Below are 13,614 nucleotides of genomic sequence, written 5' to 3' on the forward strand. Positions count from 1 at the left end.
GCTCAATGGCCGCTTTGCGCCCCCATATCAGTCATTCGCTCGATCCACGACCGGCTCCAAAGCAGTCCTTCGATCGCCATCCATAAGTGCCGACGCGAATATATATGGATTGTTCGAGGGCCGAACGCTGCGCACGGCGTGAGTTTCTCGCCGCATGAGCGGCTTGTTCCGCCCCAAATTACTCCGTGAGAAATTTGTTAAACGAAATATCTCTGAAGATGATCGAGATGCAGAAACTCCAACTTCTTCAACCGAGACCGTTGTCACACGCCTTATTCATCGTACCATCTCTGTAAAATTACGGCATGGATTTCGGCTTGTTACTCCCGCGCCACTCCAACAAAGCGGCCAGTATCGTGTAGCCGAGAGCGAGCGCCCATAGCCCCAGAAATTGATTGCGAATGTCGGCAATCGACGCGCCCATTTCCACAACCTGGGTCATGGCAGCGATAGCGATACTGCCGGGGATAAGTTGCGACAAAGCGCGGAGGAACGGCGGGACTGCCTCAATTGGCCATGAAAAACCAGAGAGAAAAAACAGAGGCATACCAAGGGCGGCCGCAGTGAGTTGCACAGCGAGAGGTGAGCGAAACAGCGATCCGAGAACCAGACCGAGTGCACTGACTGAAAGAACGAAGGGTATCGCCGCAACAAGAATGACGACGATCGAACCCAATCGCGGGATGTTATAGAAATAAGGAAGAAGAATGAAATAAAACGGCACGATCACTGCTGCAATCGTCAGATAGGCAGCAAGCTTGCCAAGCACAGAGGATATCGCCCCGGCATAGGATATGTGAAGATTTGCAGCGCTTGGTTTATTGGACATTGTCGCAAGCAGGCATACTGCAATCAGCAACGTTTGCTGCATGATAATTGCAAAAGCGCCTGGTAGTAGATACGTCGCATAGCCGCTCTGCGGATTGAAGAGTGGAATAGAGACAAGCGGCATGGGACCTACCGCCGATGCGGCAACTGCCGGGTTAATTCCAAATCCTATCAGACGTGCTGTTTCAACCTCCGCGCCGTAGGCGCGCGCTACGCCTGTCACAGCACCAGCCACCCGTGAGTAGATCAGGAAATAGCTGGAGTCTGCATAGAGCGAGATTGGCGAGGAACGACCATGCAAAAGATCACGCTCGAAATTAAGCGGGATGACAACGGCGCCGGAAAGAGTACGTTTGAAGACTTCTCGTTCGGCAGTTGCCAAATCGGGTAGAACCATGGCCACGGCCACGTCAGATGAGGCATCGATGCGTCGCGCGAGCTCGCGGCTGGACGTTGTACCATCGAGATCGATGATCGCGACAGGTACGTCGCGCAATGCTTCGTTTCGATACGGTTGCGGATAATAAACAGCATAAATCAATGCTGCTACAAAGAGTGTTGAGAAGATCGCCTTGAGCTCAAATATCCGCTTCAGTTCATGGCGATAGACACCGACTACCCCGCTCATGTCCCGATCCCCACCGCACGTACATCTCGCTTGTGGCGCTCGGTTTCCCGGCGCACAAACTCAAGCTTCACTCCAGCCACTAGCGCGAGACCAATTACGAATGCCAACAGCACCAGAATGGGATGAAGCGAAAGATCAAAGGGAGTTCCCCTTACCGTCTGATCAACACGGGCCGTCAGATACCAGGTGCCTGGCAATGTAGCTCCCCACCAATAGGCAAATGCATTCATGCCAAGGCGAGGAAACCCAATACCCATAAAACCGAACGCCGGAGAGACAATCAATGTCGCCAGGCTGATTGCGGATGCCACCGGTTTGAAAAACAGGGCAAGCACTAAGCCATAGAATTGGCAAGCCAGGATAAAAAGTGTCCCAGCGGCAAGCAAGAGAAATGGGTTGCCGCGTAACGGCAGTTCCAAAACACCGAACAATAGAGCATCGGCGACGCCCAACACTCCCAAAAACAACAGCGTATAGGGCAGAATTTTGCCAGCCATTGCTGGCCACAGACCATGACCGAGGCGGCGTAAGATGCGCAGGCGATGCGTTGTTTCTGTATCGAGACCGGCAGCGTATGCAGATGACAACACGATCACAATCTGCAACACGGCTGGCACGACACTTGCCAAAAGGAAATGCGCGTAATTCTGGGTCGGATTGAACAGCGTCTGCATCTGAACGGGTATCGGTGTGATTGCCTGTTGTGCTGCTTCTGGGGCAATACCACGGCTTGTTCGTAAAGATACCTTTACTGCACCTTCCACCGCTGGAACAGCATTGTTGATACCGCGCGCGGCAAGACTTCCCGGAGTCATCAGTTGGTTGTTGTAAAAGAACACAACTTCAGGGCGACGGCCCGCAAAAACGTCCCGCTCCAGATTGCGGGGTAATAGAAGCAGCCCATAGATTTTTCCGGACAAGATTGCGTGCTTGCCTTCTGCAAGGTCGGTAACGCGCATCGCGATAGCTGAATCGGGCGTCGCATCGACGGTACGGATCACCTGACGGGACAATTCTGTGCCATCAAGATCAAGCACCGCAATAGGCAGGCGCGTCACAAGCCCCGCGCTGAATGTAAGCGTCAATATTCCCATAAGGACGAGCGGGACGAATGTTGTCAGACACAACAGAAAGGGCCGACGCCGCAGCCAGGCAAATTCTCTGCAAAATACCAGCCAAAAGCCCGGTGTGATGCTGCCCACGCCAGTCATGTCAGCTGGCCTGCCGATTCCATGCGGTAATGACACTCATACCCGGGCGCAATCCTTCCACACGCTCTACCGGTTTGGCTCTCACTTCGAAAGTACGCAGATCAAAATCGCCGGTTGCGCGGGTGGCGCGCCATGTCGCAAATTGTCCCTGGACGCTAATTGTCGAAACACTGACGGTAAAGGCCTTTGAACCGAGGGCTGGCACGGAGACCTCGAACGTGTCACCAACTTTGAGCCCGGCAAGCAGATCTTCCCTCAAATTGAAGGTGAACCAGAGATCGTTGAGATCGATAAGCGAATAAAGCGGAGCTCCGGCGCTAAAGTTTTCCCCCAACTCGGCAACACGTGTAGTGACCTGTCCGGAGATCGGAGCGCGAATTGTCAGTTCTTCAACATCAGTGATGCGTTGACCAAGCGTTGCTTCCGCCTGCTTGACCTGCGCTGCCGACAACGCTTTCTCTTCGTCGCTTGCGCCTTTTTCAACCAATCGCACCTGAGCTTGGGCCGCCTCCAACTTGCGGGTGGCGGCCTCTAGATTGCGTGTCGCCTCGTCAAACATCTGTTGAGGCGAATTACCGGTTTTCACCAGTTGTGCCTGCCGTCTGTATATTTCCTGATACAGGATCACATCTGCTTGTGCCGCCGCGACATCCGCTTTTCGCGCGTCAATGGTTTCCGGCCGCGTGCTGTTCACACGATCAAAATCAGCCTTTGCAACATTCAAAGCTGCTCTGGCTGCCAGTAAACCGGCGGCCAGCTCCGGGCTTTCAAGTTCGGCAACTACATCGTTCTGCTTGACATTGTCACCAACATTGACGGCAAGTTTGGCAATACGGCCACCCACTCTTGGGCTCAAATCAACACGGTTGGCGGTCACCTCTCCTTGCACGGAAAGCGGCGGAGGCCTTATTGCAAACCACAATACAACACCGAGAGCTATGAGGGCCGCAACGCCGATAAGGGCTCGAAAGACGGATGACTTCTTGGAAGCAGCTGTCACCGATAGATCTCCATTACATGTTGGCTAAGATCATCAAGTTGATTTAAATCGGATAAACGTCTTATTTCGGAAATCTTGGTGGATATCTGGACGTTTCCGATATCGTGAACTTTTTTCAGTTTTGTTTGTCACGTTCTTTACCACGCCTTTCGATCTAGAACCAATTCTTGCTTTGTTCCTTCAAGTAGGCGAGACCAGTTGCGCCCCCAGAACATTGGTGAATTGTTGTCAAATTCCCGCTATCCAAGGCTAAAACGCGTATAGCTCCGCTCAAATCGCTCAAAAAGATACGCCGTCTCTCCATATCCAATGCGAGGCCAATACCCTCCAACAATCCGGTAGCCAGTACTTGATGGTCCTCCAACCCCTCGCGCGTGATCTTGGCCCGATTTAAACTGTTTCCACCCGGTAGATTACCTCGATCTGTCCAGTAGAGATGGCCAGAGAGATGATCAATTTCGAGATCTATTGGTTCAGGCAGCTCATCAAGCATGAGTTTGATGTCGCTGCGTGTATTTGGCTTAGCACCTGAAGGCAGGGTAAGTCCCATGCGAAAAATACGGCCACGTCCACCATCAGGCGGCCCTTTCTGAGTCCAGTAAATGTGCCTATTGCGTGTGTCGAGTGCAATGCCAACGCAATGACGTAATCTGTCGGGTGTATCCTCTGGCCAATTGCCGGTACGCAGAATTGGAGTTAGCTCACTACCATCAATGCGGCAACGTATCACCGCCATACCCTCACGATCACACCAATAGAGCAAGCCGTTGGCCGCATCGAGTTGAAGTTGCTTCGGCGTAACGATGGCGCCCACATCAACCAATACTTCATGTTTACTGCCGTAGAGATCGCAACACTCAATCAATCCATCAGCATTCGGGAAATCCTCCTCTATCAACGGTTTGCGCCCCATGTTCGTCCAATAGATAGTACGGCCTGGGCCATCCACCTGGATGCCATCTGGAATCCCGGTGAGATTAGTGATTACAGACTTGATATCGCCTCGATCCGGGTCGAGCGAAAGAATTGCGGGCGGCTCTATCTGGAGGATATATAAACGTCCGCCTTGGGGAGTGTTTGTGTGATTGCTCATCGTCAAATCCTAACGGAGCCATTCCGCTCGGCTCGAGCCGATTGGATTGATGATCGGGTCCGCCCAATATTCCGGCGTCTTCGACATATCAACCTGAGAGCCCATCCGGGTAAACTCTCCAAATGCCGTCTGGCCCATCTGCAGGTGCGGAGGAAGTGGCTTGTGGTCGTCTCCAAGTGTATCAAGCTTCATCAAGGTGTCGGTATCAATGAGGCCTATTGCCTGCTCCAGCATAATCGTCTGGGCGAGATTGACCGATACACGATAGCTGCCACCTTCGCGTGCCCTTCGCAGCAGCGCAGCTTGCACACCAATGGCCGCCAGATATCCGGTCATAAAGTCGCAAACGACATTGACATCATTTGGCAATCGGGGTTGATCCGCTGAACCGATATCGCAGAAAAGGCCTGTCAGGCCTCCTGCGATGAAGTCATATCCGATCCAGTCAGCCCATGGGCCTTTCGACGCGTTGAGACCAATGTCGACACAGATAATTCCGGGTCTGTGTTCTGCTAAGGTTTGAGCGGAAAAGCCCCGTCGGGCGGCCATATGGGGCCGCAGGTTTTGAACAAATACGTCTGTTTGCCGCGCGAGTGCGTAAATATCGCTAATGTTCGCATCGTTCCTGACGTCTTTGAACGCCTGCCTGATTCCGGCATAACATTGCCAATATATGGCTGGCAGTTCCACCCAATGCGCGGAATTCAGATTAAGGCAATCAGCACCTTGCGCAGCCAACTGACGCAGAACTGTCGGGCCTGCCACAACGTGGGTCATCCCCAACACTCGCAATCCTGATAGAGGACGTTCCCCGCTTGGCAGCGGCTCTGCAGGGCTTTCTCCGATTTTCTCGATATGGATAAGAGGCGTGGCGACGTTGTATTTGTATTGTTCCGTCGCTTTGTATTCGTCACTTGTCCGGCAGACTGCCAAGGGCACTCCTGCATCTTGCGCCGCTGTTTCGAGACTGGCTGCATCCCATTGACGCGTCGCTTTTTCGAGCTGTTCAGGCAGAATGCCGCAATTCAACAGCTTACAAACTCTTTCGGTATTGGCGGCATAGAGTGATGTCAGGATAACCCAACGATTATCGCGCGTCGGAAGCAGCAGCGCACCCAATTGACCAATGTTCCCTCCCGTCATTTGGGACGTTCCATTCATTGTCGTATATTGGGCAAGGTTTGCCTGCCAAGGACTTTGAGTCACGTATGATTTTCTAAGATCCACGTGGATATCTTGCCCTTCTCCGGTGCGTTCACGCCATAGAATCGAAGTCGCAATCGAATTTGCTGCAATAACAGCCGCTGAGATTGCCCCCACTTTAAGATGGGTTCTGCGAATGGGATCCAGACCTGTAAACGTAAGATTGCCGCCCTGATCGGCCCTATCCAATCCTGCTTCGTTCAGGATGAGATCGACAACCCGTGCCAAATCAGGGTGATTTTTAACGATGGGATAGTTCAGCATGGCCCCTCACAATTCGTTCAAATTGGTCAACCCGTTCACAGCCACGTCCACAATGCCTTGGACTGCACGACAGTGGTTGTGTTACGATCAGGCCCCATCAACAGACGAGACGTCATCGAGCGCTTTGAGGATGGCAACCTGCTTCCTGTCTCTGTTCTCCGCGAGTTCCACGATCGAATGATCGCCATAAAACTGCTGCGCTTGATCAATGAGAAGCCGACTAGTTCTAAAATCAAAGGATACGGACTCAAAAGTGGCCCAGAGTTGCTCCATTCCACCCTTGCCAAGATGCTCGACAAAATGTGCCATTCCACCCGATCCACCGCCGAGATGAAACGAAAGGAAAGGACCATTCGACGCCCACCTAATGCCGAGGGAGTTGGTGACAATATCATCAAGGTCGCGTATCGAAACGATACCCTCACGAACCAAATACATACATTCCCGAAAGATTGCGGCCTGGAGCCTATTGGCAACAAAGCCAGGTATTTCCTTTTTCAGTTCCAGCGGAACCTTGCCAACTCCCCTGTAGAAATCCATGACGCGCGCAATCATCGTGCGGTCGCTTTTTGCAACAGGTACAACTTCGACCAATGGCATCAGATGAGGTGGATTGAAGGGATGGCCAATTACGAGCCGTTCCGGCTGCTGCATGCTGCCACTTTGTGCGGAAGCAGGGATGCTCGAGCTGGACGATAGGAACAGTGTATTATTCGCCGAAGCAGCTTCAATTCTGCGCCAAAGATCTTTCTTGAAGTCGATCCGCTCCGGACCACATTCCTGCACGAGATCCACCCCTGCAACAGCTTTTGTCAGATCTTGTTCGAATGATAATTTTTCCATCATTCCATCCGTGCAGCAGCCCAATTCGGAAAGGGCCGGCACGGCACCATCTATCAATACCTTGACCTTATCAGCTATGTCAGGATCTGGATCATTGATTATTACAGCCACACCGTGTGCAAGAAACAATGCAGCCCAGGACGCTCCAATCACTCCGCCGCCGATGATGGTTGCCTTCTGCACGCCGCTTGCATGCAGATATTCCCGGCTGTTCTGATCCTGCATAGTTTTTCCTTCAGCAACGGCTTCAAAAGCGCTTCGTCAATCCAAGGGCTAAAAGCCCCACCAAAATGCGTCGCCCGCAAATTCATCCCACCATTTGGTTCATGGTAGTTATGCAATCCGAATGATGGCGGTGGGAAACAAAAATCCTTTGTCAATCTCACAAACAAAATTTGTGGGACATCCCAGAAATTGAAACTAATCTCACCTTGGAGGGCGCTGGATGTTGGTGATTGCGTTGTTTTCCAACTTATAATTATCGTAGCGGGCAGCATCGCGCTTATGCGCAACGATGGAATGCAAGGGAGAGTTCAAACGTGTTAAATCGAGCTATTGATCCAGTCCTGATGGACATGTTGGTGTGCCTGGCAGAAGAAGGTAGCTTTACTGGCGCAGCGGAACGGATGCATCTTTCCCAGCAGGCAATAAGTGCACAGGTTAAGCGCCTTGAAGGACTGGTGGGTCAGCAAATCGTCACGCGATCGCATCAAGATATTTGCCTCACCACATCAGGAGAGACATTGCTTATCTATGCGAGGCAAGTTCTGGGAATCGCAGAGCGAATTCGCCGACAATTCTCAGCGGTCAAATTGGAAGGCTCAGTACGTTTTGGTTTCACCCCCGGTTTTGGCCTCCCTATGCTCTTTCCTCTGCTAACGGAAATCAGGCGTGTACATCCAAGACTCGAGCTACTTTGTGAAACGGGTAGAACAATCAATCTGATATCAAAGCTGGATGCCGGCACTCTTGATGTGATCATTGGTGCTCAACAGGAAGGAAATAAACGGGGAGAGACTCTTCTGAGAGAGAAACTGCTTTGGGTGGGAAATGCAGAGCAGATTTTACGAGAGAACACGCCGGTTCCCTTGGTGATGTTGCCCCGTCCAACCTTTCTTCGCGATCATATATTCCAGCTTCTGGATAATGCAGACATGCGTTGGACCGTATTTTTTGAAAGCGATGATGTAATGGCTGCCCGAGCGGCCGTTCAGTCTGGCTGGGGCATATCTTTATTCAATCGCGTTCTACTTTCGGGCGACGAAGCACTTGCAACGGATCTTGCACAAAAACTTCTCCCGGACGCCGGACATGTTGAATTTTTCTTGCGTCATAACAGCCGTGGGAACGAGACGATTAAGTCTTTTGCAGATGTGCTGCGAAGTGTCATCAGAGATTTATGACAATCGATTTCAACGAGTGTGTCCGTGATCCTGCTATGTATTCATGAAGTCTCGACATAACGTCTGCTATGTTCCTGCTTGATAACGCGCTCGCACAGAACATCGTCTCCAGCCATGCGCATGTTTCAGGACATGCCTGACTGTACGGGTGCGTAATTATCGACCGGCTAGACCGCTGAACAGCCATCCCATTCACATAATGCCTAAACAACAGGTGCGATTTTCCCGCGGTTATCGTTCGTCCCTCAAAGTTCAGAGCTTGTGCTCTAGGTAAGCGAGTGTTGGCCACGTACAAATCCAACAGCAAATGCCATAACTGGGGTAATGGCTAATACAATGCTCACTCCCAGACTGCCGCCGGTGATGAGGGTAAAGTTGGATACGACCAGCCAAAGGCAGCCAATCAATCCAAATACAGCCATGACCGGCGCGATGCGGGTTGACCAAAATCTACCAATAATCAGCTCTTGTCGCCCGTTGAAGAACATAAGAACCGCGACTGATGTCGTAAGCATCAAAATGATCATGCCCATCGTAGCCACTCCGGCCATCGAGCCGAACACTCCAACCAATGGATCAAGCTTGAGCAGCGCGAAAATCGCCACGATAATAATTGCGGTTACTGTTTGTATCAATGATGAGAATGAGGGAGATTTATGCTTTGCATGAACGATCCCGAGCCTGGTCGGTAGCAGGCCTTTTCGTGCCAGGACGTGCTGATAACGCGCAATGACGTTATGAAACGATAGCACACAGGCGAACAGACTACTCAACAACAATGCATTGACCACATCGCGTCCAATGTGTCCCAAAGAATGGAGCGTCTGGTCGAGTAGCAAATTTGCTTTTCCGGCGAGGGTAGCTTCCGCCACGGCTTTTACATTGTCAACGCCCACGCCCACTACAAGCGCCCAAGCGGACAGCGCATAGAATCCTCCGATGATTATAACTGACAAATAGGTAGCACGGGGAATAGTGATCTCTGGGCTCCGCGCTTCATCGCGAAAGATTGCCGTAGCCTCAAAACCGATAAAACCAGTTAAGGCGAACAGCACTGCAATCCCCAAAGATCCTGACATTATGGCATCCGGAGTAAACGATGTGATGTTCAGTCCGGCATTGCCGCCGTTGACCACAATCATCAGGTCCATCAACACTACAATGGCGACTTCAAGGACCAATGCCAGCCCGAGGACCTTTGCGCTGAGGTGAATGTGCCTGTATCCGAGTAGAGCAACACAGCCCAAGGCCACAAATGAATAGACAGGCCACGGAACATCGGGTCCACCATAGAAGCGCATTGTGTCATTTGCTGCCCAACCGAGATAGCCGTAAATGCCAACCTGAATTGCTGTGTAGGCAAGAAGTGCAACAGCAGCTATTCCCATGCCGCAACGATCACCCAAACCGTCAGTCACATAAGAAAAGAAGGCCCCAGCCTCTTTGACGTGAGGCGTCATTGCAACGAACCCGACCGAGAAAAGCAATAGGACAGCTGCGGCAATCAGGAAGCCGACGGGTGCCCCAGCACCGTTACCCAGACCGATGGCCAAGGGTACATTTCCGCCGATCACGGTCAAGGGGGCGGCAGCGGCCAACACCATGAATACAATGGCGCCCACTCCCAGATTGCCTTGCAACGAATGTTCGCTTTTTTTCTGTGAGACTTGAAGGGATGACATGGGGGTCGTCATTCTTAACTCCTTATCTATTTGCCAGCCTTATGTGATCTAATGGTTTCCTGTTGCGTCAGACGAACGAGCGGGCAGCTATCAGTTGTTTGAGCTGATCCGTGTCCATAGCGTTGACGACCCGGCCGCGCTTGCCAGTCATCGTCTCTGCCGCACATAAAGCGTTTAATATAGCCTCATCGACGCAGGAAACTGTCGCCAGAAAGAACGCATCCATTTCGGCGTCACCCAACGCTCGCAAGCTGATTTCGGCCGCCATGGGAACTTCACCGGGATCATTCGCCGTGGACAGAGCCAGAAAAATATCGCCTGAACCGTTGCCGGACGGTGTTCCTGAGCGTCCCATGCCAATACTGATACGTTTGGCGATACGGTTTAACTGAGTGGGCGTCAGTGGCGCGTCGGTCGCCAGAATGATGATGATAGAGCCCTGTTCTCTCTCGTAAGCCCGATCTTCGGGCATTGCCAGTCCGACTGGAACGCCGCACACCTCGAGCCACGGCCGAAGCCCATGGTTGGCCTGTACAATCACACCAACAGTGAACTGACCCACTCGCGTTTCGACAATGCGAGAAGAAGTGCCTGTGCCGCCTTTGAATTCGTAGCAGATCATTCCTGTACCGCCGCCAACATTTCCCTCGGGAACGGGCCCCCCAACCGCGTTGTCGATCGCATCCAGGACATTCTGCTCAGTAACGTGCAAGCCTGCTATGTCGTTGAGCCAGCCGTCGAACGTCTCGCCAATGACAGGAAGAGGCCATTGCGATTCGCCCATCTTTTCAGGAAACTCGCGGATAAGCCAACACACCGCGCCGTGATGCGCCATGCCTAGCGAGCATGTGTTCGTAATGAGTATGGGTCCATTGAACCAGCCCGCTTCGTTGATCCAATGACAACCTGTCAACTCGCCGTTGCCATTCATGGCGAAGGTCCCTGCCCAGCAAGGATGAAGTAGATGCGAGCGTTCTCGCGGCAGGATGGCCGTGACACCCGTGCGCACGGCATGTTCGCCGTCGCCTTGTATCAGCGTTGTCATTCCGACGCTGATACCGGGAACATCAGTGATGGCATTGAGCGGCCCCGTATTGCCCTTCAACGGCAATCCAAGTCCGCGTGCTCGCTTGCGTCCATTCGGTGACACGACAATGGGGTCGTGGTCCGGCACTGTGCTCATGCACCCTCTCCATTTCTTAGTGTGCCGGCTTAAGCCTGCATTATAGTTTTTGTGATAATGACTTGATCGATGCGGATTGCCATTCCCCGAATGTGGTATTTTACACACCGTGCGATACCCTCAGAGGGTTAGGACAATGCATTTCACCGAAGAAGATCTCGCGTTCCATCAACGTCTCGGCCATCTGCTTGAGCTAACCGAGAGCGAAGGCTTTTGGCCGGCCTTTGCCGCTTTTTTGCGTGAGAGTGTGGGGTTTGAATCCTGGGTGGTATTGATATTTCGCAAGGCCCATTCCCCTCTTCTTGTGCAAGAAGGCGACACGGACGATATCGAAGACGAGCTTTTCGGCAACTATCTGCGTACCTTCTTTACTGATGATCCGTTCTATCGATTTGCAATGAGACCCTTTTCATCGGGAGTTTATCGATTGGACGAGGTCGCTTATCCGCAGTTTCGGTTGTCGACCTACTTTCACGACTATTTCCGGCATAATGTAGTAGGAGACGAAATACAGCTTCTCACCTCGTTCAAGGAAGGTAATGAGAGCCGTGGAGTGTTGTCTTTGTCACTCGGATCGCGCCAACGTTTTTCGGCTCGCGATTATGGCCTGCTTACAATCATCAGCCCTTGGGTCCTGCCGCTGCTTCGACTTGCGACGCGTTACACTCTGGGCGACATACGCATGCCTGCGGATCAATCGACCCGCTCCAATATAGAAAAAAAGCTGCGTGAGTTAGTTGAGCCACGTTTGACCGAACGAGAAATACAAACAGCTCAGCTGCTCCTTTCCGGCCAGAGCACCAAAGGAATTGCAGCGCATATGGGTATTTCCCCGGAAACTGCCAAAGTTCATCGGCGCAACCTCTATGAAAAGCTTGGCATCACCAGTCAGGCGGAGATTTTTGCCCGCTTCTCAAGCTTCGATGGATGATCGTAAGCTGTACTTCAATTCCCTTGGCCGGAAAGAACCATAACACGTTGCAACTCCTGCCTCGGTTATCTCAATCCGAAACGGCTCCAATCTCGGCTTCTGGACATTTCGCTTTGTTTTTATTATTATATTTCACTTATAAAGCATTTATTAGGGTTTTAACTTCCTCATTCTGGACTAAAAATACTCACTAATTATGAGTTACCCGCGTTGCCACGCTGTCTCATAAGGATGATTTCGTTCTGTGGCCGTGCAGAAGATAAATCTGGCCACTTTCCCGCCTTTGCCCGACGCTACAGCACTGCTTTTATTGGGTTTTCCGCGGCTCCCCCGTCCACTCCACGTTAACACCTCATCGGCTCGCTCACCTTGTTTTCTTCTTATCGGCATATACAACTGTTCGTTTTCTAGCGACTTTCGAGTTTGCACAAGCGATTCAAATCACTAGCCGAACCGAGGCAAACCATTATGTTCAGGAACCTATCCACGGGTTAATGATCTGTAGATCCAGGAACTGAAAGTCCTTTACGTTGCGAGTAGCGAGCGTCAGATTATGGGTAACTGCCGTGGCCGCGATCAACCCATCCATTGACGCTATACTCATTCCTTTTCGTTTGGATACAGCCATCAGATCGCCCCAACTAATTGCCACCTGCGGATCAACTGGAAGTATGCGCCCCGAAAACCGCTCCGTTAGCTCATTTGCAAGCCAATCAGCCAAGGCTGTCCGTCTCCGGCCCTCATCCAACAAGGCAATTCCCCGTCTGATCTCTGCCACGGAAATCACGCTTATAAAGGCACGGTCTTCATCAAGTTGGGCAAGCCAATCCAAAACAGCAAGTTCAGGCTCCGGGCGGCGCACTTCCGAGAGAATATTCGTATCAAGTAAGATGTTCACAGGATCACATCCCGCGGTTGATCATGCTCACGATCGGTTTGAATATCTGAACCACGCAACGGTGAAGACAACAGAAATTCCGCGAGATTACCCTTTCGAGTACTCTTCCGGCTCCATTCCTCTACAGAAACGATAACAACGCTTGGCTTACCGTTTCGGGTGATTGTCTGCGGTTCTTGATGTGCTCGCTCCATCACCTCTGAAAGATGCGCTTTAGCACTGGCTACAGTCCAAACTGGAGTTTTGCTTTGTTGCGGCATGACACGCTCCTTTGACTATAGTGACTATTATGACTATTTACCATGCAATGCACCATATTTCAACATTCGGTTTGGCAACGAGAAATCGAGATTTCCTCACCTTCCTTTGACGAGCCTGACGTGTTGTCCATTTGCGCGCAGTTGGGCAAGGAGCATGGGCCAGACGGAGAATTCGCCTTTTGCGGCT

12 protein-coding genes are annotated in these 13,614 nt (G+C 51.7%); 2 read left to right on the plus strand and 10 right to left on the minus strand.

The features are described 5' to 3' along the window. Positions 1–298 precede the first annotated feature (298 nt). The 6 genes from BLU05_RS16875 to BLU05_RS16900 form a co-directional block, all read right to left on the minus strand. The gene (locus BLU05_RS16875) at positions 299–1,456 is read right to left on the minus strand and encodes an ABC transporter permease (protein WP_091882234.1); all 1,158 of its coding nucleotides are present in this window, start codon (positions 1,454–1,456) and stop codon (positions 299–301) included. After that, the gene (locus tag BLU05_RS16880) at positions 1,453–2,667 is read right to left on the minus strand and encodes an ABC transporter permease (RefSeq protein WP_091882236.1); all 1,215 of its coding nucleotides are present in this window, start codon (positions 2,665–2,667) and stop codon (positions 1,453–1,455) included. Before BLU05_RS16880 ends, BLU05_RS16875 begins: the two co-directional genes overlap by 4 nt. Position 2,668: 1 nt before the next feature. After that, a complete protein-coding gene (locus tag BLU05_RS16885; protein ID WP_091882239.1) occupies positions 2,669–3,667 on the minus strand; it encodes an HlyD family secretion protein in 999 nt (332 codons plus the stop codon). A gap of 154 nt (positions 3,668–3,821) precedes the next feature. Next, positions 3,822–4,760: a hypothetical protein gene (locus BLU05_RS16890; RefSeq protein WP_175540638.1), complete on the minus strand. Its 939-nt coding sequence runs from the start codon at positions 4,758–4,760 to the stop codon at positions 3,822–3,824. A 9-nt stretch (positions 4,761–4,769) separates the two neighbouring features. After that, positions 4,770–6,227: a CoA transferase gene (locus BLU05_RS16895; protein ID WP_091882242.1), complete on the minus strand. Its 1,458-nt coding sequence runs from the start codon at positions 6,225–6,227 to the stop codon at positions 4,770–4,772. Positions 6,228–6,314: 87 nt separating this feature from the next. Beyond that, the gene (locus BLU05_RS16900; RefSeq protein WP_091882245.1) at positions 6,315–7,295 is read right to left on the minus strand and encodes a 3-hydroxyacyl-CoA dehydrogenase NAD-binding domain-containing protein; all 981 of its coding nucleotides are present in this window, start codon (positions 7,293–7,295) and stop codon (positions 6,315–6,317) included. A 314-nt stretch (positions 7,296–7,609) separates the two neighbouring features. Here BLU05_RS16900 and BLU05_RS16905 point away from each other — a divergent pair, with 314 nt between their 5' ends. After that, positions 7,610–8,473, plus strand: coding sequence for a LysR family transcriptional regulator (locus BLU05_RS16905; protein WP_091882248.1), 864 nt, complete (start codon positions 7,610–7,612; stop codon positions 8,471–8,473). A gap of 266 nt (positions 8,474–8,739) precedes the next feature. On the opposite strand, the gene BLU05_RS16910 is transcribed toward BLU05_RS16905, so the two are convergent. Together BLU05_RS16910 and BLU05_RS16915 are read right to left on the minus strand one after the other, a co-directional pair. Further along, on the minus strand, positions 8,740–10,167 hold the full coding sequence (locus tag BLU05_RS16910) for an APC family permease (RefSeq protein WP_091882251.1): 1,428 nt from the start codon (positions 10,165–10,167) through the stop codon (positions 8,740–8,742). A gap of 55 nt (positions 10,168–10,222) precedes the next feature. Beyond that, on the minus strand, positions 10,223–11,338 hold the full coding sequence (locus BLU05_RS16915) for a DmpA family aminopeptidase (RefSeq protein ID WP_091882254.1): 1,116 nt from the start codon (positions 11,336–11,338) through the stop codon (positions 10,223–10,225). 136 nt (positions 11,339–11,474) lie between these two features. Between BLU05_RS16915 and BLU05_RS16920 the strand changes: the two genes are divergently transcribed. After that, complete coding sequence (locus BLU05_RS16920; protein ID WP_091882257.1) at positions 11,475–12,269, plus strand: helix-turn-helix transcriptional regulator; 795 nt, start codon at positions 11,475–11,477, stop codon at positions 12,267–12,269. 472 nt (positions 12,270–12,741) lie between these two features. On the opposite strand, the gene BLU05_RS16925 is transcribed toward BLU05_RS16920, so the two are convergent. Both BLU05_RS16925 and BLU05_RS16930 read right to left on the minus strand, forming a co-directional pair. Next, positions 12,742–13,167 (minus strand): type II toxin-antitoxin system VapC family toxin, encoded by a 426-nt coding sequence (locus BLU05_RS16925; protein ID WP_091882260.1) that lies wholly within the window; start codon positions 13,165–13,167, stop codon positions 12,742–12,744. Continuing rightward, on the minus strand, positions 13,164–13,427 hold the full coding sequence (locus tag BLU05_RS16930; RefSeq protein ID WP_091882263.1) for a type II toxin-antitoxin system Phd/YefM family antitoxin: 264 nt from the start codon (positions 13,425–13,427) through the stop codon (positions 13,164–13,166). The genes BLU05_RS16925 and BLU05_RS16930 overlap by 4 nt, the downstream gene beginning before the upstream one ends. Between the last annotated feature and the right edge of the window lie 187 nt (positions 13,428–13,614).

Source organism: Phyllobacterium sp. OV277 (assembly GCF_900104355.1).
Lineage (GTDB): Bacteria > Pseudomonadota > Alphaproteobacteria > Rhizobiales > Rhizobiaceae > Phyllobacterium.